This window comes from Corynebacterium sp. Marseille-P4611, from assembly GCF_916618765.1.
GTDB classification, from domain to species: domain Bacteria; phylum Actinomycetota; class Actinomycetes; order Mycobacteriales; family Mycobacteriaceae; genus Corynebacterium; species Corynebacterium marquesiae.
The window spans coordinates 374,265-395,420 of record NZ_CAKAKD010000001.1 but is presented as its reverse complement, the minus strand read 5'-3'; the positions used below and the strand labels follow the sequence as shown (position 1 = coordinate 395,420).

20 protein-coding genes, 3 tRNA genes and 5 pseudogenes are annotated in these 21,156 nt (G+C 61.4%); 19 read left to right on the top strand and 9 right to left on the bottom strand.

All coding sequences use genetic code 11. The features are described from left to right. Positions 1-103 precede the first annotated feature (103 nt). The 3 genes and pseudogenes from LG376_RS12645 to LG376_RS01995 form a co-directional block, all read left to right on the top strand. Positions 104-803, top strand: a pseudogene (locus tag LG376_RS12645) (ATP-binding cassette domain-containing protein); the annotation flags it as partial. Between the two features lie 21 nt (positions 804-824). After that, the gene (locus LG376_RS02000) at positions 825-1,358 is read left to right on the top strand and encodes a YbhB/YbcL family Raf kinase inhibitor-like protein (RefSeq protein ID WP_005390941.1); all 534 of its coding nucleotides are present in this window, start codon (positions 825-827) and stop codon (positions 1,356-1,358) included. A gap of 10 nt (positions 1,359-1,368) precedes the next feature. Then, positions 1,369-1,725, top strand: coding sequence for a hypothetical protein (locus tag LG376_RS01995; RefSeq protein ID WP_005390939.1), 357 nt, complete (start codon positions 1,369-1,371; stop codon positions 1,723-1,725). Here the strand turns inward: LG376_RS01995 and LG376_RS01990 are convergent. Beyond that, positions 1,722-2,801: a quinone-dependent dihydroorotate dehydrogenase gene (locus tag LG376_RS01990; protein ID WP_225746013.1), complete on the bottom strand. Its 1,080-nt coding sequence runs from the start codon at positions 2,799-2,801 to the stop codon at positions 1,722-1,724. The genes LG376_RS01995 and LG376_RS01990 overlap by 4 nt on opposite strands. 10 nt (positions 2,802-2,811) lie before the next feature. Beyond that, positions 2,812-3,639 carry a hypothetical protein gene (locus LG376_RS01985; protein WP_225746012.1) on the bottom strand — a complete coding sequence of 276 codons (828 nt, stop codon included), beginning with the start codon at positions 3,637-3,639 and terminating at the stop codon, positions 2,812-2,814. Positions 3,640-3,934: 295 nt separating this feature from the next. Here LG376_RS01985 and LG376_RS01980 point away from each other — a divergent pair, with 295 nt between their 5' ends. From LG376_RS01980 to LG376_RS01965, 4 genes are read left to right on the top strand one after another with little or no spacing between them, the layout of a single operon-like run. Continuing rightward, positions 3,935-4,780: an undecaprenyl-diphosphate phosphatase gene (locus LG376_RS01980; RefSeq protein WP_005296312.1), complete on the top strand. Its 846-nt coding sequence runs from the start codon at positions 3,935-3,937 to the stop codon at positions 4,778-4,780. A 16-nt stretch (positions 4,781-4,796) separates the two neighbouring features. After that, the gene (mshC, locus tag LG376_RS01975; RefSeq protein WP_225746011.1) at positions 4,797-6,011 is read left to right on the top strand and encodes a cysteine--1-D-myo-inosityl 2-amino-2-deoxy-alpha-D-glucopyranoside ligase; all 1,215 of its coding nucleotides are present in this window, start codon (positions 4,797-4,799) and stop codon (positions 6,009-6,011) included. A gap of 23 nt (positions 6,012-6,034) precedes the next feature. Further along, complete coding sequence (locus LG376_RS01970) at positions 6,035-6,433, top strand: hypothetical protein (RefSeq protein WP_005296305.1); 399 nt, start codon at positions 6,035-6,037, stop codon at positions 6,431-6,433. Further along, the gene (locus LG376_RS01965) at positions 6,426-6,737 is read left to right on the top strand and encodes a phosphoribosyl-ATP diphosphatase (RefSeq protein ID WP_225746010.1); all 312 of its coding nucleotides are present in this window, start codon (positions 6,426-6,428) and stop codon (positions 6,735-6,737) included. The genes LG376_RS01970 and LG376_RS01965 overlap by 8 nt, the downstream gene beginning before the upstream one ends. On the opposite strand, the gene LG376_RS01960 is transcribed toward LG376_RS01965, so the two are convergent. From LG376_RS01960 to LG376_RS01950, 3 genes and pseudogenes are all read right to left on the bottom strand, one after another. Next, entirely contained in the window at positions 6,708-7,886 is a 1,179-nt protein-coding gene (locus tag LG376_RS01960) for an IS256-like element IS1249 family transposase (RefSeq protein WP_005323424.1), read from the bottom strand. The two genes, LG376_RS01965 and LG376_RS01960, sit on opposite strands and share 30 nt — an antisense overlap. Before the next feature lie 245 nt (positions 7,887-8,131). Further along, positions 8,132-9,351, bottom strand: a pseudogene (locus LG376_RS01955) (IS30-like element IS1513 family transposase). Positions 9,352-9,370: 19 nt separating this feature from the next. Continuing rightward, positions 9,371-9,580: pseudogene (locus LG376_RS01950) on the bottom strand (helix-turn-helix domain-containing protein); the annotation flags it as partial. 326 nt (positions 9,581-9,906) lie between these two features. Here LG376_RS01950 and LG376_RS01945 point away from each other — a divergent pair. From LG376_RS01945 to LG376_RS12635, 9 genes and pseudogenes are all read left to right on the top strand, one after another. Beyond that, positions 9,907-11,091, top strand: a complete 1,185-nt coding sequence (locus LG376_RS01945; protein ID WP_011272788.1) for an Nramp family divalent metal transporter — start codon at positions 9,907-9,909, stop codon at positions 11,089-11,091. A 20-nt stretch (positions 11,092-11,111) separates the two neighbouring features. After that, positions 11,112-11,501 (top strand): NUDIX domain-containing protein, encoded by a 390-nt coding sequence (locus LG376_RS01940; RefSeq protein ID WP_005292595.1) that lies wholly within the window; start codon positions 11,112-11,114, stop codon positions 11,499-11,501. 62 nt (positions 11,502-11,563) lie between these two features. After that, positions 11,564-12,139 carry a TetR/AcrR family transcriptional regulator gene (locus LG376_RS01935; protein ID WP_005292598.1) on the top strand — a complete coding sequence of 192 codons (576 nt, stop codon included), beginning with the start codon at positions 11,564-11,566 and terminating at the stop codon, positions 12,137-12,139. Beyond that, on the top strand, positions 12,136-12,498 hold the full coding sequence (locus LG376_RS01930) for a DoxX family protein (protein ID WP_005292602.1): 363 nt from the start codon (positions 12,136-12,138) through the stop codon (positions 12,496-12,498). The genes LG376_RS01935 and LG376_RS01930 overlap by 4 nt, the downstream gene beginning before the upstream one ends. A gap of 88 nt (positions 12,499-12,586) precedes the next feature. Next, on the top strand, positions 12,587-12,829 hold the full coding sequence (locus LG376_RS01925) for a hypothetical protein (RefSeq protein ID WP_005322913.1): 243 nt from the start codon (positions 12,587-12,589) through the stop codon (positions 12,827-12,829). Between the two features lie 256 nt (positions 12,830-13,085). Continuing rightward, positions 13,086-13,535: pseudogene (locus tag LG376_RS12640) on the top strand (helix-turn-helix domain-containing protein); the annotation flags it as partial. 19 nt (positions 13,536-13,554) lie between these two features. Further along, positions 13,555-14,774 (top strand): annotated as a pseudogene (locus tag LG376_RS01915) (IS30-like element IS1513 family transposase). Positions 14,775-15,012: 238 nt separating this feature from the next. Further along, positions 15,013-15,189 (top strand): hypothetical protein, encoded by a 177-nt coding sequence (locus LG376_RS01910; RefSeq protein ID WP_005322912.1) that lies wholly within the window; start codon positions 15,013-15,015, stop codon positions 15,187-15,189. Between the two features lie 32 nt (positions 15,190-15,221). Beyond that, positions 15,222-15,590: a DUF2335 domain-containing protein gene (locus tag LG376_RS12635; protein WP_350309421.1), complete on the top strand. Its 369-nt coding sequence runs from the start codon at positions 15,222-15,224 to the stop codon at positions 15,588-15,590. Here LG376_RS12635 and LG376_RS01905 read toward each other — a convergent pair. The 4 genes from LG376_RS01905 to deoD are packed head-to-tail and all read right to left on the bottom strand — an operon-like array spanning position 15,587 to position 19,939. After that, positions 15,587-17,167 carry a phospho-sugar mutase gene (locus LG376_RS01905; protein WP_225746009.1) on the bottom strand — a complete coding sequence of 527 codons (1,581 nt, stop codon included), beginning with the start codon at positions 17,165-17,167 and terminating at the stop codon, positions 15,587-15,589. The genes LG376_RS12635 and LG376_RS01905 overlap by 4 nt on opposite strands. A 3-nt stretch (positions 17,168-17,170) precedes the next feature. Then, positions 17,171-17,818 (bottom strand): deoxyribose-phosphate aldolase, encoded by a 648-nt coding sequence (gene deoC / locus LG376_RS01900; RefSeq protein WP_225746008.1) that lies wholly within the window; start codon positions 17,816-17,818, stop codon positions 17,171-17,173. 11 nt (positions 17,819-17,829) lie between these two features. Further along, positions 17,830-19,197, bottom strand: a complete 1,368-nt coding sequence (locus tag LG376_RS01895) for an MFS transporter (RefSeq protein ID WP_225746007.1) — start codon at positions 19,195-19,197, stop codon at positions 17,830-17,832. Positions 19,198-19,213: 16 nt separating this feature from the next. Further along, positions 19,214-19,939 (bottom strand): purine-nucleoside phosphorylase, encoded by a 726-nt coding sequence (deoD, locus tag LG376_RS01890; RefSeq protein ID WP_225746006.1) that lies wholly within the window; start codon positions 19,937-19,939, stop codon positions 19,214-19,216. A 398-nt stretch (positions 19,940-20,337) separates the two neighbouring features. Here deoD and LG376_RS01885 point away from each other — a divergent pair. The 3 genes from LG376_RS01885 (at position 20,338) to LG376_RS01875 (ending at position 20,736) form a co-directional block, all read left to right on the top strand. Further along, a tRNA-Thr gene (locus tag LG376_RS01885) sits at positions 20,338-20,413 on the top strand. 38 nt (positions 20,414-20,451) lie between these two features. Then, positions 20,452-20,523, top strand: a tRNA-Met gene (locus LG376_RS01880). 140 nt (positions 20,524-20,663) lie between these two features. After that, a tRNA-Trp gene (locus LG376_RS01875) sits at positions 20,664-20,736 on the top strand. The last annotated feature ends 420 nt before the right edge of the window (positions 20,737-21,156 follow it).

Below are 21,156 nucleotides of genomic sequence, written 5' to 3'. Positions count from 1 at the left end.
TGGCCAAGCTCGCGGACGGACGCGACGCCACGGCCGTGCCGGCGGACCTTGCTGCACTCGTGGATGTGGAGGTGGACCACGTCTCGTTCGCCTACCCGGGCGGCGCCAACGTGCTGGAAGACCTCTCTGTCACGCTCGAGGCCGGAACAACCACCGCGCTGGTGGGCACTTCGGGCGCCGGCAAGTCCACGCTCGCCGCGCTCATTGCGGGGCTGGTGGAGCCCACAGCTGGGAGCATCCGGGTAGGGGCCGTGGAAACCTCGCAGGTCAGCGACACGTGGACCGCCAAGAACGTCACCCTGCTCACCCAGGACGTCCACCTGTTCGCCGGCACCCTGCGCGAGGACCTCTCGATGGCCGCACAGGATGCGACCGACGCGGACCTGCTGCGGGCGCTGGCAAGTGTCGGGCTCGACCCTGAAGGCACCCAGTTCGCGCGCCTGTTCCCGAAGGGGCTGGACACCGCCGTCGGCGCAGGCGCGGAGGACATACCCCCGGAGGTGGAGCAGCAGCTCGCGCTCGCACGCGTGGCGCTGTCGGGCCCGAAGGTGCTCATCCTGGACGAGGCCACAGCGGAAGCCGGCAGCGACGCCACGAACGCGCTGGAGGACGCCGCCGCGCGGATCACCGCAGACACCACGGCACTGGTGGTGGCGCACCGCCTAGACCAGGCGGCGGCCGCGGACCGGATCCTGGTCATGGACGCCGGGCGCATCATCGAGGACGGCACCCACACCGAACTCGTCGCCGCCGACGGGAGATACGCGCAACTGTTCGCTGCGTGGAGTGGCGGCGGTCACTAACTCTCCGGTAGGAATGGGGACATGACTGCAAATTATGTTTCCGACCGTTTCCCCGGCCCCGACCCGTACGCCGCGCTGGCGGACGTGCCGTCCTTCGACATCACGTCCGAGGACATCGTCGACGGCGAGCGCCTCGCCGACTCGCTGGCCGGCGACAATGCCACTAGCCCGCAGCTGTCCTGGTCCGGCGCCCCGGAGGGCACCAAGACGTACGCTGTGACCTGCTTCGACCCGGACGCGCCGACCGCCTCCGGGTTCTGGCACTGGTCCGCGTTCAACATCCCGGCTGACGTCACCGAGCTGCCCGCCGGCGCGGGCGCGAAGGACGACCTCGGCGTTGGCGCTGTGGTGCTCACCGGCGACAGCGGCGTCAAGGGCTACTACGGCGCGAACCCGCCGGCCGGCCACGGCCCGCACCGCTACCTGTTCGCCGTCCACGCGGTGGACACGGAGCTTCCCGCGGACGAGATTGCCAACCCCACCCAGCTCGGCTTCAACCTGAACTTCCACTCGCTCGGCCGGGCAATCATCTGGGGCTGGTACGAAAACCAGTAAGATTCGCCGAATGGTTCCAGTGCAACTCCGCGTCGGCGGCGCGTTCATGGGCATCGCACTCGTGCTCGTGCTCTACGCCGTGCTGGCGCTGCTTCGAGGCGACGCCGCGTTCCCCGTCACCCCGCAGGTGCTCTCCATCATCGTGGCGGTCGCCATCGTCGGCGCCTTCGCCACCTACAACACCAAGCAGGAAGGCTCACGCACCCAGGTCGGCGCGCTAATCGTGGCCGTGGTGCTCATCGGGCTCGGCTTCATCGCGCCCGACACCGAGCTGATGGCCACCACGCCGTTCTGGCTGATCGGCTGGGCGCTCGCCGCCGGCCTCTGCGCGGTGGTGCTGCGCCGCAGCGCAGCCGGACACGCTTAGAGCGCCTTCCACTCCAGCCCGCTGCCCACGGCCTGCTCGATCGAGTCCAGGCCGTGGGCTTTGATCTGCGCGGCGATCCCGCGGTGGATGCCGCGGATCCAGCCCAACCCGCCGTAGATGAACGGGGTGTAGCCCTGCAGCAGGCTCGCGCCCGCGGTGATGCGCTCCCACGCCTGCTCGGGCGTGGAGATGCCGCCGACGCTGACGAGCACCAGCTTGTCGCCGACTCGCTCGTGGAGGCGCTTGAGCACCTCAAGCGAGCGGTTCTCCAACGGGGCTCCGCTGATGCCGCCCGCGCCCATCTTCTCCACCTTGGAGGCGGGTGTTTTCAGCCCGGAGCGGGAAATGGTCGTGTTGGTGGCCACAATGCCGGCCAATTCCAGCTCGACGGCGAGGTCAGCCACGGCGTCGATGTCGTCGTCGGAAAGATCCGGCGCGATCTTCACCAGCACCGGGGTGGTGGTGGATTTCTTCACCACTTCCAGGATCGGGCGGAGTTCCTCCACCGCCTGCAGGTCGCGCAGGCCCGGCGTGTTGGGGGAGGAGACATTGACCACCAGGTAGTCCGCAAGCTGACCCAGAAGCGTCGAGGTGGCGCGGTAATCCGCCACGGCGTCCTCGGAGGTCTTGTTCTTACCGATGTTGATGCCCACCACGTCGCGGGAGCGCCGCGCGCGGAGGTTGTCGGCGACCACGAGCGCGCCCTTGTTGTTGAAACCCATCCGGTTCAAAATCGCCTTGTCCTCCGGCAGGCGGAACAGCCGCGGCGTGGGGTTGCCCGGCTGGGACTTCGGGGTCACGGTGCCCATCTCGGCGTAGCCGAAGCCGATCGCGCCCCAGGAGTCGATCGCCTCGGCGTTCTTGTCAAAGCCGGCCGCCAGCCCCAGCGGGGCGGGAAAATCCACGCCGAAAACAGTTTGGTGCAGCACCGGGTCGTGCACGCGCACGGCCTTTTCCATCACGCGGTTGACCGGGGTGACCAAGTGCAGCGTCTGCAACGCGCCGCTGATGATGCCGTGGATGCGCTCCGGCGGCAGCAGGAACATGAGCTTGAGTGCGCGGTCGTAGAGCGTCATGGGTTTTCTCCTAGTTGCTCTCGGTTTGGTCGGCGGGGGAGACGATCTGGATGCCGTCGCCGGATGCGGAGGCGGCGACCACGGTGCCGTCGTCAAGCGTAATGATGCTCTGGGCATCTGCGACGGTGGCGAAATGCTTGCGCTTCACCGGAATGCCCTGGGAGATGTCGTAGCCGGTGGCGGTGTTGCTGGCCAGCGAGCTGACCCAGGCGAGGCGCTGCGCGGGGTCCCACGCGGCATCCCAGGGTCCTTCCGGCACGGGCGCGGACTGCTGGAGGCGGATGATGTCGTCGGTGGTGTAGACGTGGAGCTGACTACCGGTGGAATCCGCGGCCAGCACCAGGCCGTGCTCGCCGCCGCGCACCTTGCCCACGCCCAGGCCGACGCGCAGGGTGCCGCCTTGGCGCGCGCCGTTCCAGTCGATGTCCTGGATGGTGGTGTCGAAGCGGTTGGTGCGCACCACCGAGTCGCGCTGGCCGTCCACCTGCACCGCCTGCAACTGGTCGGTTTCGCGTGCGACGTCGATGGTGTCTTTGAGCTCGCCGCCGTCGAAGACCCAGATCTTGCGCTCCGAGTCGCTGCCTGCGAGCACCTCGCCTGTCGACGCCACCGTGGCCGCCGTGACCGGCTTATCCGTGGCGATAGTCTCCTCCCGGTCTCCGAAGAGCTTGATCTCGCCTGCGCAGGCGAGCGCGAAGGTGCCGGCGTTGGCGGAAGCCTCGCCGCAGGATTGGTCCAGCTCGTGGCGGGCGGCCTTGCCCTGCTGAATCTCCTCGAGGGTGCCGATAGTCAGCGCGCTTGAAGTGCGAACGCCGATGCGGCCGTTCGTTTCGTCCACATCGCTCACCGGCTCGAAGTCGACCAGGTCGCCCGCCGGGTCCGACGACTGCGGGGACTGCACCGGCTCAGCGCTGCCCATGTTCGCAGCTGCCTCTCCGCCGGCTTCCTCGATCTTGGCAGAGGGAGACGCGCCGCAGGCGCTCAACGCCAGGGCAGCCGCGACTGCACCGGAAACTGCGACAAAGCGGAGGCGGGAACTGGGGGCAAACAAACGAGCATTCACAAGGTTAAAGCCTAGCAACGCGCCCGTCGCGTACCGCGATGGCTAAGCGGGCGGGGTAGTGTCTTTCGCCATGACTGATCCCGCCACCACAATGTCCTGGGTCCAGGTGATCGTCCTGTCTGTTGTCCAGGGCCTCACCGAGTTTCTGCCAGTGTCTTCCTCGGGCCACCTGCGCATCGTCTCCCAACTGTTTTGGGGCGAAGACGCCGGCGCCAGCTTCACCGCCGTGATCCAGCTGGGAACGGAGCTTGCCGTGCTGGTCTTCTTTGCCAAAGACATCTGGCGCATTCTCACCGCCTGGTTCGCCGGCCTCGCGGACAAATCCAAGCGGAACTTCGACTACCGCATGGGCTGGATGGTCATCGCCGGCACCATCCCGGTCGGTCTTGCAGGCGTGCTGCTCAAGGACTTAATCCGCGAGAACTTCCGCAACCTCTGGATCACCGCCACCGTGCTAATCCTGTTCTCGCTGGTGTTCATCCTGGCCGAGCGCCGCGGCAAGAAGACCCGCGGCTTCGAGGAACTGACCATGAAGGACGCGGTTCTGATGGGCCTGTGGCAGTGCCTGGCGCTCATCCCCGGTGTGTCGCGCTCCGGCGGCACCATTTCCGGCGGTCTGTTCCTCAACCTCGACCGCGAGGTTGCCACCCGTTTCTCCTTCCTGCTAGCCATTCCGGCAGTGCTTGCCTCCGGGCTGTTTTCCCTGCCTGATGCCTTCGACCCCCAGGCGGGCCAGGCGGCGAGCGGTTTGCAGCTGCTCGTCGGCTCCGGCATCGGCTTTGTGGTCGGCTACATCTCCATTGCGTGGCTGCTGAAGTTCGTGTCCAACCACTCGTTCGCGTGGTTCGCCGCCTACCGCATTCCGCTGGGCCTTTTGGTCATGGCGCTGCTCGGCACTGGCGTGATGGCCGCCTAGTTGTAGGGTTGTCCGCATGCATGCATGGCCCGACCCGTCCGTACCCGTAGTCGCCGGCACCCCGGTGCCGCTGAAGCTCTTCGACACCGCCGATCAGCGCGTCAAAGAAGTAGACACCACCCCGGATGCGAACGGGGAGGTGGGGATGTACGTCTGCGGCATTACCCCGTACGACTCCACCCACCTCGGCCACGCCGCGACCTACCTCACCTTCGACCTGGCGCAGCGCCAGCTGCTCGCCAACGGCCACAAGGTCCACTACGTGCAGAACATCACCGACGTGGACGACCCGCTGTTCGAGCGCGCAGAGCGCGACGGCGTGGACTGGCGCGAACTCGGCACCAGCCAGATCAACTTGTTCCGCAGCGACATGGAGATCCTGTCCGTGATCCCGCCGTGCGACTACATCGGCGCGATGGAGTCCGTCGACGAGGTGATCGCAATGGTGCAGCAGCTTCTCGACGCCGGTGCGGCCTACGAGCTCGACCAGGGCGACATCTACGCCTCCATTGACGCCACCGAGCAGTTCGGCTACGAATCCAACCTTGACCGCGCGACCATGGAGGAGTACTTCGCGGAGCGCGGTGGCGACCCGGACCGCGAAGGCAAGCGCGATCCGCTGGACGCGCTGATCTGGCGCGGCCACCGCGAGGGCGAGCCGGCCTGGGACTCGCCGTTCGGCCCGGGCCGTCCAGGCTGGCACGTGGAGTGTTCCGCGATTGCCACCAACCGCCTGGGCAGCCACTTCGCCATCCAGGGCGGCGGGTCTGACCTTGCGTTCCCGCACCACGAGTTCTCCGCGGCGCACGCTGAGGCCGCGCTAAAGGTCGAGCGGATGGCCGGCCACTACGTCCACGCCGGCATGATCGCGCTCGACGGGGTGAAGATGTCCAAGTCCCTGGGCAACCTCGTGTTCGTGCACAAGCTCTCGGAGGCCGGCCACGACCCGTCGGCGATCCGCCTGGCCGTCTTTGCGGGCCACTACCGCGAGGACCGGGACTTCTCCGACGCGATCCTGGCCGAGGCCGAGGAGCGCCTCGCACGTTGGCGCGAGCAGCTCGCCGGCGAGGTTTCTGAGGCGGAGGCGACGGAAGTCGTCGATAAGCTTCGCGCGATTCTTGCGGACGATCTGAACACCCCGGAGGCACTTTCGCTTCTCGACGGCGCAGCCGGCGACTGCAACCAGATCATCGCCACCGCCCTCGACGGGCTGCTCGGGGTGCGCATTTAGCGCGCCTCACGCACAATGGGCCCATGAGCGCAGCTGCGGACAACTCGATTCGGGCCCAGTTTCAGCCCGAGGTAGACGAATTCATCGACGACCTGAACACCTTCGCCACCGGTTCCTACCTGCAGGACGAGGACAAGGACCTGTGGGAAGAGCCTTTCGACCCGGCGGTGCTGCCGGATTTGAAGAAGCGGCTTGAGATGTTCCTTGACGCCCTCGATCTGCTTGGCGACGACCCTGAGGGCGACGCGCTGGTGAAGGTCGTGGCGCCGTTCTACGAGAACCTCGAGGAGTTCAACGAAAAGCACGCCAACGCGGTGCTTGAACCGGAGGAGAAGGCCGACATCGAGACCTTGGTGTTCCGTGCGGCGGCCGCCACCGGCGCCACGGACGAGGCTCTCAACGAGCTTCCGGAACTTGAGTAGGCCGAAGGCCGTCCTCTGGGACATGGACGGCACCCTCATCGACACCGAACCGCTGTGGGGTAAGGCCACCTTCGAGCTCGGCGAGCTGCTAGGCCGCCCGCTCACCCCGGAGGTGCGCGCTAGAACCATCGGCGGCAGCTTCCCCAACACCTTGAGCGTGGTGGCCGAGTGGGCGGGCTACGAGCTTAAAGACGGCGACCTGGAGCGTTACCGCACCTGGATGTTCGACGGGTTAAGGGTCAAAATGTGTGTCTGGCTCGGCGTGTCGCGGGGGTTAGATTTGGCCTTTTTGAATGCCGATTGAGTGGGTGTAGTCGGTGTCGATAGCGTTGTCGTAGAGGGCTGGGCGTCCTGTTTCGTGGTCGGCTTGGTTCTCGGTTTGGGTCAGGGTGGATACTTTGGCGAGTTGGCCCTGGCCCCAGTCGGACTGCCTGGCGATTCGTACTGGATCGTCAGGCAGTTCCGTTTTTAAGTAGAGCCACCAATCCAGCATGCGGCGTTGTCGTTCGCCTGATCTGCCGCGGTGGGTTCTGGCGAGCAGTTTGAGCTGGGCGTTGATGCCGCCTTCTAAGCTGTTGGTGGTGGATTTGATCCGCTCGGGCGCAAGGACTCCTGCTGGCGGGTTGAGGTAGACAAACAGCATCTCGGACCGCCAAAGATGGTTGAGGCTGTTGTAGGCCTTGCGCACGTTGTGGTGGGTCCACACGCGGGTCCATGCACCTGTTTTGGGGTCTTTGATCATGGTTTTCTCGTTCATCCATTCCCGGTAGATCGTTGAAAACTCGTGCAGTTGCACACCCCACGCGGCGGCTTCATCCAGTGTGGTGATCCGGGTCAGTTTCAGCGCAAGTCGGTAGATGGTGCGCCCGGCATCGGTGCGTGGGTTGGTGGTGGTGTAGCGGCGGACCACGCGTTGGGCGTGGACGAGGCAGCGTTGAATTTTCGTAGTCGGCCAGCACTTTTTGATTGCGCTGTATGCGCCTTGGCCGCCGTCGATGACGGCGATGAGTGGGGCTTCGATGCGTTCAAGCAGCAGTTGGTAGTCGCGGGTGGTTTCGTGTTTGCACCAGTGCCAGGCGATCACGTGGTCGATGGTCGCCGCGACGATCAGGCAGCCACCGGCGGTGTAGGTGCCATCGAGAAATACCTGGTCGTAGATCCGCTTGTGGTGGCCGGCGGTGGGGTCAGGCACATCAACGAGCCAGCACCACTTGAAGCGCCGCTTCATGGTGGCGCGGCTAACACCGTTTCGTTTGGCTAGGTCGTCGAGTGATATTGCGGTGGTGCAATGCTCGATGAACTGGGTGAACACTGCCGCGTTGGTGATGTCGTTTCGACGTTTGACGCTGGAGGCGCCGCATTGTTTGCAGCGCCATCTGGTGGTGCCTTTGCTGGTGGTGCCGTTGCGTTTCATTTCACCGCCGCAGTGGCAGCGTGGTTGGTTCTTCGACATTGCGACACCACACCACGCCGCGCATAGCACATCACGGCTGCCACACCGAGGATTTCCCGTCGGGGGCTAGATATATGCTTCCGGAGCATATACTTTCCGGAAACCTACAGGTCAATCCGTGAAAATCCGCGATTCCGGACACACTTTTTGACCCTTAACCCTGCGGGAGCTTTTAGCCTTGTGCCACACCGCATAAGCACTGGCGAGGAAAACAACTAAGAAAACCCCAGCGATCCCCGGCGGAATCAAGCGGTGGATGCGCCACGCTTGAATAGTTCGTTAAGTATTTCACGTGGGGTTGCGCCGCCGAGGATTTGTCGGGGTGTTTCGTTGAGCTCATTTTGCACCCACGCGACATGTTCGGGTGTGACGGTGGCAAAGTCGGTGCCCTTTTTGTAGAACCTGCGCCTGATCTCGCCGTTGGTGTTCTCGTTGGTTGGTCTCTGCCACGGTGAGTGCGGTTCACAGAAAAACACCTGGCAGCCGTCTTTAATCTGGACTTGTGCTGTGACAGCCATTTCTGCGCCTTGGTCCCATGTGATGGTCTTTAGCTGCTCGGTGTTGAGGTCTTTGACCATGTCCTGCAGGGTTGCGACCACGGTGTGTGAACTGTGCTCATCGGGAAGGTGTCCAAGCAGGGTGTAACGGCTGGTGCGCTCTACTAGGGTAATCAGCGCGCTTTTGCCACCTTTACCAATAACAAGGTCGCCCTCCCAGTGCCCGGGAATAGCCCTGTCATCAGCTTCCGGGCTGCGGTGGGTGATCTCAGCACCTTTGATCCAAGGGCGACCGGTTAACACGCCAGCGTTTCGGGCACGACGCTTGCGTGTTGAGCCGCCGCGGATAAGTACGTCTTTAGTCTTCATGACTTCTTCAAGCTCGGCTCGCAGGCTGCCTTTGCCTTGAATGTATAAGGCACTGTAGATCGCTTCGTGGGAAATACGCATGCTTTCATCATCGCTGAAAGCATGCTCAAGCCATGCACTAATGCGCCCAGGTGACCACCTGCGGGCAAGGCAATCGACTACTACACCCCGAAGCGTTGGGCTTTCATCGAGCTTGCGTAGTTTTGGCCGCACCATCCGACCAGCAGTAGAAACAGCAGCGTTGTGGGCGTTATACCGCAGCTGCTCTGTGCCGTCCTCATCGACGATCTTCCAACCATTACGGGTGATTTCACGAGCGACGACACTGTGGTGCCTATTTATTTTCTGCGCGATGGCTCGTGCCGAATCACCGACACGACATCCCGCTTCAATAGCAACACGGTCTTCAACAGTAAGCCTGCGACCACGCCCTACTAAGGCGTGTTTGTCGAATACGCCGCTAGGAAATCCATCAACGGCTTGAGTTTTCATCGGTGCTGGCATAACAGAATCTTTACCCAGCTTCTTGCCTGTATCTGGCAAAGACACCACCGCCTCATCAGGCGTTCGACGATGTCGCTGCCGGCGTAACTTCGCATACCGCTGCTTCCTTATCCACCCATACACGGTAGAAGGATGCACACCGATAGCATCAGCCACTGTCTGACAGCTCTCACCAGCAAGCACTCGCTCCACGGCCTGGGCACGTTTATCAGGTGACAAGTGGGCGCGTCTAGGCCGCACTTCGATTACACCAGCTTTCTTTAACCTGCTGTGAAGCAAGCCAGTCGATATTCCAACAGTCTGTGCTGCTTGACTGATCGACATACCTGCACGCACCAACCCAACAGCCTCACGGACAAACGGATCACGCAAACGACTCGCACGCCTGCCTGGAGGTTCGACACCTCTTACCCTCAACCAACCGTAAACCGATTCGGGGCCTACACCCACATCACGCGCGACCAGGCTAACTGCCTCGCCTGCCACCACGCGCTCAACAGCAGCATCCTTAACATCCTTCGGAGTCCAACGCGTCACAACTACCTCCCGGTCGAAGTGGCGCATTCACCCCTTGACAGCACGCCCTGGCTTGAACATATGGCGATGAAAACTAGACTTCAAGTAGTTGAACTTTTGGTATGGAGATGCCTATGCGTAAGACCTTAATCAGCCTCACCGGCCCCGCCTTCGTTGCTGCAGTGGCTTACGTCGACCCCGGCAACGTAGCCGCCAACATCAGCGCCGGCTCCCACTACGGCTACCTCCTGGTGTGGGTACTCGTCGTGGCCAACCTCATGGCCATGTTCATCCAGTACCACTCCGCCAAACTGGGCCTAGTCACCCACCGCTCCCTGCCGGAAATCATGGGCGAGCGTCTCTCCCGCCGCGCGCGCCTAGGCATGTGGGCCCAGGCCGAGCTCATCGCCGCGGCCACCGACCTCGCCGAAGTCATCGGCGGCGCCATTGCCCTGCAACTCCTCTTCAACCTCCCCCTGTTCGCGGGCGCGCTCATCATCGGCGCGGTCTCCATCATTCTCCTCATCTTCCAGAAGAAGAACCAGTGGTTCGAGGGGCTTGTCATCGGCCTGCTCCTGGTCATCTGCATCGGCTTCCTTGCCGGCCTCGCCATCGCCCCGCCCGACCCCGCCGACGTGGCCGGCGGCCTCATCCCCCGCCTAGAGGGCAAGGACAGCATCCTGCTGGCCGCCTCCATGTTGGGCGCCACCGTCATGCCGCACGCCATTTACCTACACTCCTCCCTGACCAAGCAGCGCTACCCCGACCTGGAAATCCCCCACGTGTTGGCCGGCACCCGCGCGGACATCGCCGTGGCGCTGTCCATCGCCGGGCTCGTCAACGTGGGCCTGCTGGTCCTGGCGGGCTCGGCCCTCTACGGCGTGGACGGCACAGAGACCATCTCCGGGGCCCACACGGCGATTGCCAGCCACCTCGGCCCGCTGGCCGGCGTTCTCTTCGCCATCGGCCTGCTGGCCAGCGGCCTCGCCTCGACGTCAGTGGGCGCCTACGCCGGCTCCGAAATCATGGACGGCCTGCTTCACATCAAGGTCCCCCTACTAGTCCGCCGCCTGGTCACGCTCATCCCGGCGCTGGTCATCATCGGCTGCGGGGTCGACCCCACTATGGCACTGGTGGTCAGCCAGGCACTTCTTTCCCTGGGCATCCCCTTCGCCATCATCCCGCTTTTCCGCTATGCCGGCTCCCGGGACGTCATGGGTGAGTTCGCCGCGAAACCCTGGTCTATGGCCGTGGGCTGGACGCTTGCCGCGCTGGTCATCGCACTCAATCTCGCCCTCGTGCTCCTGCCGCTGCTCTAGGCCGCCTACAATCAGCAGCCATGATTGAAGTAGCAGCCGTCGTCATCCGCAACCCACAAGGCCACGTGCTTACCGTGCGCAAGAAGTCCTCCACCAAGTACCAACTGCCCGGCGGCAAGCCCGAGGCGGGCGAGGCGCTTGTCGACGCCGCCCTGCGCGAAGTTGCCGAAGAAGTAGGCCTCACCCTCGACGCCGAGAGCCTCAACAAACTCGGCACCTTCGACGCTCCCGCCGCCAACGAACCGGGCGAGGTCGTCGTCGGCACCATCTTCACCTACACCCGCACCGTCACCGCCGACGAACCCCATGCCGCCGCCGAAATCGGCGACACCGCCTGGGTCAACCCAGCAGCCCCCGACCGCGAGCTTGCACACCTGCTGCGCGACCGCGTCTTCCCCACGCTGGCCTAGCGCCAACTGTCAACACTTCGGCGTCATTGACCTCGAAACCATCAAGAGCTACCCTTTTGAACATGTTCACTGAACACGTTCACTCATCGCGCTCGGCCGCCAAAGCTGGCACCGTCAGCAAGGTCCTAGCCACCGCCTACGAACTCTTCCTCACTCAGGGCTACGCCACCACCAGCATCCGGACTATCGCATCCGAAGCTGGCGTTAGCGTGGGAACCGTCATGGGAGTCGGCGACAAACAAACGCTGCTCATCCGCACCATTGGCCAACACATTTCAGAACTCCACGATGACATCCGGGGACAATCCGATAGCCTTCTCGATGTCCTGAGACCTTTCCTCCAGATGTTTACCGGCCACGAAGAGCTCTCCCGCGCCTTTGGCGCAGCACTCATCCAACAAGGCAATCAAGGCGAAGCGCTCACCGCACTCAAAACGCTCCTGACCGATGAAATCACCCTGCGACTCGGCACCAGGCTCAGCAGCGCCGATGCGGCCGAGTACGCCGACCTGCTGTACAACGTCTACCTCGGCTTACTCATCGGCTGGGCCGCCGGAATCTACGACACCGAGCACCTCACATCCCAAGCCGCCTCATCGATCGAACGCCTCAACACCGCATTCGGAGTAACCCAATGATCCTAGAATCTTCCCCAGCCTGGCCCTCCCTTCTACTAGCAGCCATTCTGCTTGGCGACGCCGCCCTCTCCCTCAAACCAGTCCCCTTCATCGAAGCCTGCCTCAGCGGCGTCAAACTCCCCAAGGACTGGTGGTGGGCGCTCATTGTCATCAAGTGCCTCGCCGCCGTAGGACTCATTGCCGGCCTCTGGTTCCCCGGCGTAGGAATCACAGCCATGATTGGAGTCATCGCCTATTTCTGCGCGGCCGCAGCAGCCCATGTCCGCGCCCACTTCCTCGGTAGCGCATTCTGGATCAACTGCTTAGGCATGCTCGCATTCTCCATCGGAGTACTGATCCTGACGCTCGCACTGAATTAAGACACCAGTCAACCTTTCACGGCTTCCTGAAGGCAGATACATCATTGCACCTCTTGAATGATGACTTGATGCTTTCTACCCTAAAGGTATGCGCACGACGATAAACCTCCCGCCGAAACTCCTTGAAGAAACGAAGATCCAAGCCAAAGCCAACAATGTCACTTTGAGCTCATACGTCGAAGAGGCGGTCCGCGCTGCCCTCAAGAAGGAAGCCCGCATCAGTACCGAAGACACCCCCGTTAACCTGCCCTCCTTCGATTGCGGCGGACCGGCTCTAGTTGATCTCAGCAACAAAGAAGCTGTGTGGGCGGTACTCGATGATCATTCCTGATGTCAACATTCTCGTTTATGCCTTCCACTCCGCTGCACCGCAACATAAACCCGCTCAACAATGGCTAAGTAGTGCTCTAAATCGGCATGAAACAATTGGACTCCTGGATGTTGTGGCAACGGGCTTGAAGTAGAAAAAGCCATTTCCTAGCCTGCGAGAAATATCTGGCAATGAGGTGGAATCCGATCCCGCCAGGGTCTTGGCAACGTATACCGCATTCAAACCGCCAATGAAATAGCGTGCTGTCAAGGGGTGAATGCGCCACTTCGACCGGGAGGTAGTTGTGACGCGTTGGACTCCGAAGGATGTTAAGGATGCTGCTGTTGAGCGCGTGGTGGCAGGCGAGGCAGTTAGCCTGGTCGCGCGTGATGTGGGTGTAGGCCCCGAATCGGTTTACGGTTGGTTGAGGGTAAGAGGTGTCGAACCTCCAGGCAGGCGTGCGAGTCGTTTGCGTGATCCGTTTGTCCGTGAGGCTGTTGGGTTGGTGCGTGCAGGTATGTCGATCAGTCAAGCAGCACAGACTGTTGGAATATCGACTGGCTTGCTTCACAGCAGGTTAAAGAAAGCTGGTGTAATCGAAGTGCGGCCTAGACGCGCCCACTTGTCACCTGATGAACGTGCCCAGGCCGTGGAGCGAGTGCTTGCTGGTGAGAGCTGTCAGACAGTGGCTGATGCTATCGGTGTGCATCCTTCTACCGTGTATGGGTGGATAAGGAAGCAGCGGTATGCGAAGTTACGCCGGCAGCGACATCGTCGAACGCCTGATGAGGCGGTGGTGTCTTTGCCAGATACAGGCAAGAAGCTGGGTAAAGATTCTGTTATGCCAGCACCGATGAAAACTCAAGCCGTTGATGGATTTCCTAGCGGCGTATTCGACAAACACGCCTTAGTAGGGCGTGGTCGCAGGCTTACTGTTGAAGACCGTGTTGCTATTGAAGCGGGATGTCGTGTCGGTGATTCGGCACGAGCCATCGCGCAGAAAATAAATAGGCACCACAGTGTCGTCGCTCGTGAAATCACCCGTAATGGTTGGAAGATCGTCGATGAGGACGGCACAGAGCAGCTGCGGTATAACGCCCACAACGCTGCTGTTTCTACTGCTGGTCGGATGGTGCGGCCAAAACTACGCAAGCTCGATGAAAGCCCAACGCTTCGGGGTGTAGTAGTCGATTGCCTTGCCCGCAGGTGGTCACCTGGGCGCATTAGTGCATGGCTTGAGCATGCTTTCAGCGATGATGAAAGCATGCGTATTTCCCACGAAGTGATCTACAGTGCCTTATACATTCAAGGCAAAGGCAGCCTGCGAGCCGAGCTTGAAGAAGTCATGAAGACTAAAGACGTACTTATCCGCGGCGGCTCAACACGCAAGCGTCGTGCCCGAAACGCTGGCGTGTTAACCGGTCGCCCTTGGATCAAAGGTGCTGAGATCACCCACCGCAGCCCGGAAGCTGATGACAGGGCTATTCCCGGGCACTGGGAGGGCGACCTTGTTATTGGTAAAGGTGGCAAAAGCGCGCTGATTACCCTAGTAGAGCGCACCAGCCGTTACACCCTGCTTGGACACCTTCCCGATGAGCACAGTTCACACACCGTGGTCGCAACCCTGCAGGACATGGTCAAAGACCTCAACACCGAGCAGCTAAAGACCATCACATGGGACCAAGGCGCAGAAATGGCTGTCACAGCACAAGTCCAGATTAAAGACGGCTGCCAGGTGTTTTTCTGTGAACCGCACTCACCGTGGCAGAGACCAACCAACGAGAACACCAACGGCGAGATCAGGCGCAGGTTCTACAAAAAGGGCACCGACTTTGCCACCGTCACACCCGAACATGTCGCGTGGGTGCAAAATGAGCTCAACGAAACACCCCGACAAATCCTCGGCGGCGCAACCCCACGTGAAATACTTAACGAACTATTCAAGCGTGGCGCATCCACCGCTTGATTCCGCCTAGCCGAGGCAGAGCAATGATGAAATACCAACTGCAATCTTTAGCAAAACTGTTAAGGATGAATGGTGGGGTCCTTTAATCTTTAACTCCTCTCATTTTGGCCTTCAGGACCAGCAAACTACACCTTTCTAAGGCGCTGTGTACAAACAGGCGTGCTCGGTAGCCATACCATCAGGCACAGAAAGTCACTGTAGAGATGAAGGTACGGGGTTAAGCGATAGGATATGGGATATGAAGAAGATCCGAACGATGCTGGACGGGGTAAACGAGATTCACCTATTTCAAAGCCAGCGAGTAGCGCAGGCAGCGCAGCAAGCGCATCTGCGCAATCGGACTCGCAGTTATCGGGCGCACCGGAAAATAAACGTAGCGATTTCCCACCAGTTGGAGGAGCGCTCCCTGGCGTAAATAGGCTTTCTAACCTTGATGACCAAATTGCTGTGTGGGCGCTTCAGGGGCCAACTCCGCATCCACAGATAATCAAACAGCACAATGACATTCAGCCGGGCGCAGGCGATCGGATTATGGAGGACGCTCATGCAGATATTGTCCTCGATAGGAAAGTTACAGCAGAATCTTTCGAGTACGCGATATTTGAATCAAAAGTACGGCTCTTTACAACCGTAGGTGTCATTTTCGGCGCGCTCATCCTTATACCGGCGATACTCGTTCTTTTTGACCCACCGGAATCGATAGTTGGTACTGCGGCGGTGGGTCTGGCGGCAGCAAGCCCACTAGTCCGCACCCTCATTGGCCCTAAGCAATCCCGGAAGGACCAGTTAGAGAGCGCGGAGCGGGGAGGGGTTTAAATCCCGAAGTAGGCGCGCAGGTCGGCCGCAATGGCATCGAGGCGGTCGGCGTCGGGGGATTCGAGGTAGCACTTCAGCTTCGGCTCGGTACCGGAGGGGCGCACGATGACTCGGTCATTGTTGTCGGTGAAAAATTTGGAGCCTTGGGCGAATTTCTCTACCTTCGCCACGGGCGAGCCAGCCAGTTCAGCGGGCGGGGTAGATGCGACCTTATCCATCGCTTGGGCGATGATGCTGAGGTCATCGACGCGGAAGGTCAGCGGCTGGGTGTAGAGGGCGCCCACGGTGGCGTAGATGCCTTCTAGGCGCTCTAGCAAGGTGGTTCCTGCGGCCTTGCATTCGGCTGCGAGGCTGGCGAGCACTACGGAGGTAGCAACGCCGTCCTTGTCGCGGACAGCGGTGGGGTCCGGGCAGAAACCAATGGCTTCCTCATAACCAAAGGCGAGGTCTGGGGTGCGGGCGATCCACTTGAAACCGGTGAGCGTCTCTTTGTGGCCGAGGCTATAGTGGGCGGCGATGCGCCTGAGCAGGCGGGAGGAGACGAGCGAGTTGGCGAAGTTGCCTGTCGCACCCTGGCGGGCAAGATAGTCGCCCAAAAGGGCGCCGGTTTCATCGCCGGTGAGCTGGCGCCACGTGCCTGAGGACGTGGGCACGGCGGCGGCGCAGCGATCCGCATCCGGGTCATAAGCGATAAGAATATCGGCACCGATCTCCTCAGCGTGGCGGATGCCGAGGTCGAGGGCACCCGGCTCTTCCGGGTTGGGGAAGGAAACGGTGGGGAAATCGGGATCCGGTTGGGCCTGTTCAGGAACCAGCGAGACGCGGAACCCGCAGCGGGTCAGCAGCTTTTCGCCCAAGGCGGCGCCGACGCCGTGCATGGCGGTCAGCGCGATGGTGACATCGGTATGTGCACCCACGAGCTGTGCGGCGCGGTCGAGGTACTCGGCGCGGGTATCGACGTCCGCGATGTTCTCGGTGGATAGCGGGACTTCATCGGCATGGGGTGCCGCGGCGATGGCGGTGGCGATTTCGGCATCGGCGGGCGAAACCAGCTGTACGCCTTCTGCCGGGCCGGTGGCGATGCGGCCGCCCAGGTAGACCTTGTAGCCATTATCGGCCGGCGGGTTATGCGAGGCAGTGACCATAATGCCGGCATCCGCCTTGAGCGAGCGGACCGTGAAGGCGGTCAGCGGAGTGGGGTTCTGCGCTGGCAGAACCAAGGCCTTGCCGCCGGCCGCGGAGATGACCTGTGCGGCATCGCGCTGGAACTGCGCGGAGCCGTGGCGGGCATCGCAACCAATGGCTACCACTGGGGTGTCTACGTGCTGTTTGAGCCAGGAGATTAGTCCATAGGTGGTGCGGATGACCACGGCGCGATTCATGCGGGACTCGCCCGCGCCCACGGCGGCGCGCAGGCCCGCGGTGCCGAAGGCGAGGGGACCGGCGAAGGCGGCGGCGAGCTCGTCGGTATTGCCCTCTTCAATCCAGGTCATCACCTGGCGGGCGGTGTCCGGATCGGGGTCGTGCTCGGCCCAGGTGCGGGCGTAGTCATAATCCACGGTGGCGGCCTTTGACATGGCTTAGAGCTCCTCGAGGATCTTGGCGGAGGAAGACAAGCCCAGGCGGGTTGCGCCGGCCTCAATCATGGCCAAGGCATCCTTGGCGGTGCGGATGCCGCCAGAGGCCTTCACGCCTAGCTTGTCGCCTACGGTCTCGCGCATGAGCTTAACGGCGTGTACGGAGGCGCCGCCGGCCGGGTGGAAACCAGTGGAGGTCTTCACAAAGTCCGCCTGGGCGGCTGCGGCGGCCTTGCAGGCGAGGACAATGGCGTCGTCGGAAAGCGCGGCGGACTCGATGATGACCTTGAGCACCTTGCCTGGGATAGCATCGCGCACGGCCTGGATTTCGGCCTGCAGATCCTCGGCGCGGCCCTCGATGGCCAGCGGGATATTGATGACCATGTCCACCTCTTCGGCACCATCGGCAACCGCGCGGGCCGCCTCAGCGGCCTTAGTCTCCGGCTTTACAGCACCGGAAGGAAAGCCCACGACGGTAGCAATATGCAGCGAATCAGGAACCTCGATGGGCAGGGCGGACGGGGAAACACAGACGGAATAGGTGCCCAGCTCGGCCGCCTCATTCACCAAGGCGCGGAACTGTTCCGGGGTGGCCTCCGGCTTGAGCAGGGTGTGGTCGATGATGGATGCAACGTCGGTGCGGGAAGTCATAATTGTTCTCCTTAGCGGGTGAGGCGGGATTCGGAACGGGCCATCTTGAGGTCAGAGACGATGTACAGGGCAATGCCGATGGCGGCGACGGCCGCGAGGATCCACAGCACGGTGTTATAGCTGGTGAGGTCCTGCAGCTTCGCCGTATAGGCAATGCCCAGCGGGATGGCGATATTGATGGTCAGGTTATAAAAGCCAATCGCGATGCCGGACTTGGCGGCGGTGATATTGCGCAGCGCGGTATTGACCAGCGGGGCGTACATCAGCGCAAAGCCAGAGGCAAAGGCCACGATGGCCAGGATGAGTACGGCGACGTGAAGCTGCACAAAGAGCGCGGCCACCACTAGTGCGCCGGCAACCAGGCCGAAGGCGGTGTAGATGGTGGCGCGGGAGGATAAAACCGCACCGATCTTGCCGGAGAAAATACCGATGAGGATGGCGCAAACGTAGCCCGGGATCATCAGCAGGGAGGCCTTATCGATGTTCATGCCATGCAGGTCGTGCGCGGCAAATGGCAGCAGGAAGATAAAACCCATCTGGGTGGAGTAGACGAAGAAGACCATGAGGATGGTCCACACGTAGCGGCCGTTAGTAAAGAATTCCGGGGTGACCACGGGGTGCTTGGCGTCGCCGATGTGGATGATAAACCCCACGACGCCAAGGAAAGCAAAGATGAGCCATGCCCAGTTGAATTCCTGCATAAACATGGTTAGGCCGGTGGCGAAGGCCGCGATGAAAAACAGGCCCAGGGCATCGAGGTGGCCTTCCACAGCCTCATCTTCTGGCACCAGCTTGATGATCGGCGGGATGGCCAGGATGAGAATGAGCGGGATGAGGAACATCGCCGTCCACGAGACATAGGTGGAAATAAAGCCGGAGGTCAGCGCGCCAATGAGCAGCCCGGCTTGGAAGGCGGCGGTGGAAAAGCCGAGGTAGGTCTTCTGATCGGCCTCGCTCAAGTGCTTGGTCACGTAAATGACATACAGCGTTTCCGCGGCGGCAAGGCCCGTGGTTTGGATGAGGCGGCCGGTGAGCACCATGGGCCAGAAGTTGGAAAAGGCGAAGGCCAAAAGCGAGCCCACGGCGATGAGGACAACGCCGGTGAGCATGAGCTTGCGGATGGAGATGGAATCCGCCAGCGCGGCGTAGACCACGGCGCCGATGCCGATGATCACGCCGGCGAGGGAAGCCTGGAGGGAGGCGGTTTTAACGGAGATGTCCAGCGCCTCGGCGATCGGCATGGTCATCGTCTTAAAGCCGTTATCAATAACCAGCGAGAAGACGAAGACAAAAAGCAGGATGGGCACGGCAACCTTGGGGTTTAGCGCGGAGCCTGGCCGCTTGTCCTGCGGGGAAGCGGTGGGGTGGGTGGAAGTCACGGGGGAGAGGTTCCTTTTAGTCGAGCGCGTTCAGGGGAAGCGCGAGTTCAATCATGGTGCGGAAGGCGGTCTGGCGTTCCTCCGCGGAGAGGTGGGTATCGTGCACCAGGTTGTCGGAGACGGTGAAAAGTCCCAGCGCGTCGACGCCGGCCTCAGCCGCGGTGGCATAAAGCGCTGCGGATTCCATCTCTACGCCGAGCACACCCATGTGCGCCCAGCGCTCGTTCACGCTCTGGTCAAAGTTGTAGAAGATATCCGAGCTCAAAATATTGCCTACGTGGATGTGGGCCTGCTGCTTTTCGGCCTGATCCACCAAAGCCTTGAGGAGCTTCCACGAGGCGGTGGGGGCGTAGCTGCCCGGTAGGTTGTACTGGCTCAAGAAGTTGGAATCGGTGGAGGCGGACGAAGCAACGATGACATCGTGCAGCGCAATGTCTTCCTGCATGGCGCCAATGGAGCCGACACGGATGAGCTTCTTTACGCCGTAGTTGTGGATGAGCTCCCAGGAGTAGATGCCGATGGAGGGAATGCCCATGCCGGAGCCCATCACGGAGATGGGCTTGCCGTTAAAAGTACCGGTAAACCCCAGCATATTGCGCACACCGTTGAACTGGACGGTATCTTCCAGGAAGTTCTCGGCGATGAACTTCGCGCGCAGCGGGTCACCGGGCAGGAGGATGGTTTCCGCAATGGGCGCGCCCTGCGGATTGATGTGTGGGGTGGCAATATCCGTAGCGGACATATTTTCGCTCCTTGGTACGGGGAGGGGGATTTTACAGACCAAGCTTAAACCCTCAGGACCCCGAGTCAATGGGACTATTTGCAGCTTTTTAGCAACCGTGGAGAGCCTCAGCGCACCCAGTCCACGCTTGCCGACGCTCCTTTTTCCCACAACCCCCAATCCACATGCCTTCGCGCGGCTACCGACGCACGGTAGAAGGCGTGGCCGAGCAGCCCGCAGGGGTGGGCTGCCATGCCGTTTCTCTAACTGCCTTCAATAGGCGCGAAAAGGTGCCACAAGAGCTATGCATTTTTACGCTCTGACATGGCGATTTGTGTAAAACGTTGAAAGCAGGTTAGATTATTGGAGTCCGCAACGGAGAGCACAACGAAATAGCGATGTGTTCAACGCTAGGATGTGCCCCCTTAGCTCAGTCGGCAGAGCGTTTCCATGGTAAGGAAAAGGTCGACAGTTCGATTCTGTCAGGGGGCTCCATTCATGTTTGGAGGAAGGGACTCCTCCGAGGTGAATATGGCGGTGTAGCTCAGTGGTAGAGCAAGCGACTCATAATCGCTGTGTCGCGAGTTCAATTCTCGCCATCGCTACCGGGAAAGAAAGGCGCCCGCAGGGCGCTTTTTTATTACCGCGCTGAAGGCAGTCCCGGCTGTGCCTAGTTTCGGATTGGAACTATGGCTCTGGTAAGGTCTTCAACGCTTGATGCTTAGGCATTGAGGAATAAAAGAATAGGGGCGTGGCGCAATTGGTAGCGCAACGGTCTCCAAAACCGTAGGTTGCAGGTTCGAGTCCTGTCGCCCCTGCACAGTAAACCCCGTCATCTGGCATCAGGTGGCGGGGTTTCTTCATGCCTTATTTTCCCTTGATTTCTAGTGGTCGTGGAAACACCTGACATGGGTTAGGTGATTGTGTGGAGTCGAAATGGGTTCCGGATTCTGCTGTTGTGGCGCGGTTTGCGTCGTTGGTTCGGGCTGGTAGTTCAATACGGGCGGCTGCTGGGGTGGTTGGTTTAGCGCGGTCGGTGGCTTATCGGCTTGCTGGTGAGTTGGACTTGCCGCGCAAGCGCCGCAGGACTACTAGCTCGGATGACTGTGAGGAAATAGCTCGCCTGTGGCTGGAAGGTGTGGCACCGATGGATATTGCGCGCCAGCTTTCTATAGGCTCTTCTCCGGTGTACCGCATCGGTATTGAGCTTGGTTTGTGGAAGCGCAATCCGCATGGCC

Coding starts and splice junctions, on each gene's coding strand:
- LG376_RS02000 (WP_005390941.1), top strand. CDS start 825: ATGACTGCAAATTATGTTTCCGACCGTTTCCCCGGCCCCGACCCGTAC.
- LG376_RS01995 (WP_005390939.1), top strand. CDS start 1,369: ATGGTTCCAGTGCAACTCCGCGTCGGCGGCGCGTTCATGGGCATCGCA.
- LG376_RS01990 (WP_225746013.1), bottom strand. CDS start 2,801: ATGACGCTCTACGACCGCGCACTCAAGCTCATGTTCCTGCTGCCGCCG.
- LG376_RS01980 (WP_005296312.1), top strand. CDS start 3,935: ATGACTGATCCCGCCACCACAATGTCCTGGGTCCAGGTGATCGTCCTG.
- mshC (WP_225746011.1), top strand. CDS start 4,797: ATGCATGCATGGCCCGACCCGTCCGTACCCGTAGTCGCCGGCACCCCG.
- LG376_RS01970 (WP_005296305.1), top strand. CDS start 6,035: ATGAGCGCAGCTGCGGACAACTCGATTCGGGCCCAGTTTCAGCCCGAG.
- LG376_RS01960 (WP_005323424.1), bottom strand. CDS start 7,886: ATGTCGAAGAACCAACCACGCTGCCACTGCGGCGGTGAAATGAAACGC.
- LG376_RS01945 (WP_011272788.1), top strand. CDS start 9,907: ATGCGTAAGACCTTAATCAGCCTCACCGGCCCCGCCTTCGTTGCTGCA.
- LG376_RS01940 (WP_005292595.1), top strand. CDS start 11,112: ATGATTGAAGTAGCAGCCGTCGTCATCCGCAACCCACAAGGCCACGTG.
- LG376_RS01935 (WP_005292598.1), top strand. CDS start 11,564: ATGTTCACTGAACACGTTCACTCATCGCGCTCGGCCGCCAAAGCTGGC.
- LG376_RS01930 (WP_005292602.1), top strand. CDS start 12,136: ATGATCCTAGAATCTTCCCCAGCCTGGCCCTCCCTTCTACTAGCAGCC.
- LG376_RS01925 (WP_005322913.1), top strand. CDS start 12,587: ATGCGCACGACGATAAACCTCCCGCCGAAACTCCTTGAAGAAACGAAG.
- LG376_RS01910 (WP_005322912.1), top strand. CDS start 15,013: ATGAAGAAGATCCGAACGATGCTGGACGGGGTAAACGAGATTCACCTA.
- LG376_RS01905 (WP_225746009.1), bottom strand. CDS start 17,167: ATGTCAAAGGCCGCCACCGTGGATTATGACTACGCCCGCACCTGGGCC.
- deoC (WP_225746008.1), bottom strand. CDS start 17,818: ATGACTTCCCGCACCGACGTTGCATCCATCATCGACCACACCCTGCTC.
- deoD (WP_225746006.1), bottom strand. CDS start 19,939: ATGTCCGCTACGGATATTGCCACCCCACACATCAATCCGCAGGGCGCG.